This is a genomic window from Streptomyces naganishii JCM 4654, assembly GCF_014650575.1.
In the GTDB taxonomy this organism is placed as follows: Bacteria; Actinomycetota; Actinomycetes; order Streptomycetales; family Streptomycetaceae; genus Streptomyces; species Streptomyces naganishii.
In genome coordinates, this window is sequence record NZ_BMVF01000047.1 from 1 (window position 1) to 3,394 (window position 3,394).

Sequence of the window (3,394 nt, forward strand, 5' to 3'; positions counted from 1 at the left end):
CACTTCACGCCCACCCCGCCAGCCACCCAATCGGCTTGACACCATCATTGAGACTCACTCCACGAGTGCATGCGGAAGGTCGGGTGTTGGCAGGATGGACGACCAACGAGGTCCCCGAGCAACGTGATTGAGACGTCAGACACCTCGATCAACAGCCCGGGGCCTGGCCTCGCTCGTTGTGCTTCACGGCCCATCACCCGATCGGTGGCCAACTCGAAGAAGCTCAGTGGTTGTTCGGCGCCCGTCCTGCGCCGTGTTGGGCTTGAAAACGTCACACCAGTGGCACTGCCGCCCTCCGCAACGGCTCAGCGAGCGTCGGTGGCGGCCTGCCCGCAGGTCGCCGAACATCAGATCAGACACAGGTGCCGTGTCGGGACGACCGGGACGGCAGCGACGCTGTGTGCCTGCGTGCCGTTGAGGGAGGCCACCGGACCCGGCGCTGCGGGTCCATAAATGTGGTTTCTGGCATGCTCAAGCTTTCCTTATGGACTGCCTGCCACATGTGGTGGCCGTCTCTTCATCGGAGGGAACCGAACACCTCGTAACCCCGTCCGTTCGCGGCGCGGCGAAGTCCAGCGCCAATGGCGAGTTGACGCAAGGGCGTTTCGAATGGTGAGATGCATTGATACTTCGAGGCGCCGGCCATGTTCCCAGTGCCCCGCCGGACAGCCCGACAGTGACAGGTTCTCCATTGTTTCGGAATGAACCACTTCCGTAGAAATATTTCCGCTGATCCATGTCGGCCCCCTTGGGGCGGGTTCAGCCAAACCGGTCCTTCGAGCAGGAATTGATGCCCGTTCAACCTCTCGCGGAGCTCATACGCTTCGCGCGTCTCAACTCGCCCTTCTACCAGCAGCTCTACTCTCATCTCCCCCCTCACGTGGCCCATCTCACGGACCTTCCCGTGGTGCCGCAGAGGGATTTCTGGCGGGCCAACGCACCCCATGGAAACACGCTGCTGACCGCACCGCTGGACGAAGCCGTCGTCTTTCGCAGCGGCGGCACCACGGGGGCCCCGAAATTCTCGTACTACACCCGCACGGAATGGCGGGAATTCACCGCGGCGTTCGGCGCCGGACTCGTCACCGCCGGGCTGCGGCCGGGTCACCGGGTGGCCGACCTGTTCTACGCGGGTGACCTTTACGCCAGTTTCAGTTTCGTTCTCGATTCACTGCACCGTTCTCCGGTGGCGAATGTGAGGCTGCCCATCGGCGGAGCGGCGCCCTGGCAATCCACCGCGGCCACCCTGGAGCAGTTCCGGGCTCAGGTCGTCGCCGGCACACCGACCACACTGTGCTCGCTGGCCGAGCGGCTCGCCTCCGCCGGTCGCACCCTTCCGGACGTGGAACTGCTCTTCTTCGGCGGAGAGTGCCTGTTCGGAGACCAACTGCCCCTTCTGCGGGCGGCGTTTCCCAAGGCCCAGGCACACTCCCTGGGGTATGCGAGCGTGGACGCCGGACTCCTCGGCGAGGCGGTACCCGGCGCCGACCCCAGAGTGCACCGCGCGTTCACACCCCACACGGTGGTGGAGATCCTCGACGAGGACGCCCGCCTGCCGGTCCAGGCCGACGGCGTACCAGGACGGCTGGTCGTGACCGACCTGCGCAGACGGCTGATGCCCATCCTGCGCTACCCGGCCGGAGACCGGGCCGAATGGGTGGACCGGGAGGCGGGTGTGTTCCGCATCCTCGGCCGGGCCGAGGAAGGGGTGCGGGTCGGCCCCGTCTCGCTGCACACCCAGGACGTGCACGACATCGTCACGGCCGCCGACGCGGCCGGGCAGGTGAGCGGACTGCAACTCGTGGTGCGCCGCCAGGACGGCCGGGACGGCCTGCTGCTGCGGCTGGCAACGGGCGAACCGGCCGACGTGGACGCGTCGTTGGGCGAGTCCATCGTGACGGCGCTGCTCGAGCAGCGCCCGCTCTACGCGAGCGCAACAGCGGCCGGACACGTCAATCCGCCGGCCGTGGAGTGGGTCAGGCACCACGACCTCGCCGTCAATGCCCGCTCCGGCAAGCTGATCCGTGTAGTCGACGAACGGCCCCACTCATGAGCGACCTCGCCGTGCGCGCCCGGCGTCTGCCCCTGGTGCTGCGCAACCCGTCGTTCGGCAGGGTCTGGGCCGGTCAGGCCCTCGGCCAGGCCGCGTCCAGGATGTTCCAGGTCGGCGCCGTCTGGTGGCTGGTCGGCGTCGCGGGCGGCGATCACCGAGGCCTGGACTCCGGCCTGTTCCTGATGGTGAGCAGCCTGCCGGCGATCGTGCTGGCTCCCGTCGTGGCGCGCCTCGTCGCGCGCCACGCCCACCGCACGGTACTGGCCACGGCGACCGCCGTTGCGGGCGTCCTCAGCGCGGCCACGGCGGTGTGGGCCCGCACGACCGCCCTGCCCGTGATCGCGCTCTACGCGGCCGGCCTGGCACTGGCGATCTGCCAGGCGGTCTTCGACCCCTGTCTGACGACCTCGGTGCCGGAGCTGGTCGAGGACGCCGACATCGAGGCGGCCACCGCGTTCGAACTGTCCACCCAGTCGCTGGCCGGGCTCGCGGGCGGACTGCTGGGCCCACTGGTGGTGGACGCCGGCGGACTGGCGGGCGTGGTGGCCGGATGCGCCGGCGCCTACCTGTCTGCGGCCCTGCTCATCGTCTCGGCCCGCTTCCCCCGCGCCGCGGCGGGCAACGGTCCGGCGGGCGAGGTCACGCCCGGGACAGGAAGTCTGCGCCGCCTGTTGGCCGGCCTGCCCTTCGTCCGCCGCGTGCTGCTCTGCTTCACCGCGGCCAATGTCTTCACCACCGCCGTCTACGTCGTCATGCCGCTCTACACACGAGGCACCCTGCACTCGGCCGGCTCGACCGCCGCGCTGCTGGAAGCCGCGCTCGGCGCCGGCACGCTCGTCGGATCGTTCACCGGCGGTCGCGTACCAGGACGTCCCGTCACTGTGGGCAGCGGGTGCCTGGCCGCCATGGCGGCCGCGCTCGCGCTGCCCGGCCTGTGCCCCGGACACCTCGTTGCGGTCGGCTCGCTCCTCGTCGTCGGCTGGTGCGTCGGCGTCATCGGGGTCCGGTTCGTGGCGTTGTTCCAGCGACAGGTGCCCGCCGAGGACAAGCCGGGCTTCTTCGCGGTGATGCAGGCGCTGCTCGGCGCGACCTTTCCCCTGGCCTCGCTCCTCTTCGGCGCGCTCGGCGACCACCTGACGGCCGGCACGCTGTGCCTGGTGCAGGGCGCCGGCCTGCTTCCGGTGACAGTGGCCCTGTGGCGGCTGGGCGGCCCAGCGGAGGACACCGAGCCGCGGCGGCCGGACCGGCCCGCCCGCCGGGCGACACCGACGGGAGACGCGTCAGTGCGACACGAAGTCGCTCCACCCAAGTGGATGGCCTGTACGAGGAAAGAAGGTCATG

General features: G+C 69.6%; 2 protein-coding genes. Both read left to right on the forward strand.

What is annotated here, in order from left to right; translation table 11 throughout:
- Window positions 1-907: 907 nt before the first annotated feature.
- Entirely contained in the window at window positions 908-2,053 is a 1,146-nt protein-coding gene (locus IE217_RS34250) for a phenylacetate--CoA ligase family protein (RefSeq protein WP_308432807.1), read from the forward strand.
- Window positions 2,050-3,394, forward strand: a 1,345-nt coding sequence (locus tag IE217_RS34255; RefSeq protein WP_190181867.1) for an MFS transporter, incomplete at its 3' end; no start/stop codon positions are given. The genes IE217_RS34250 and IE217_RS34255, both read left to right, overlap by 4 nt.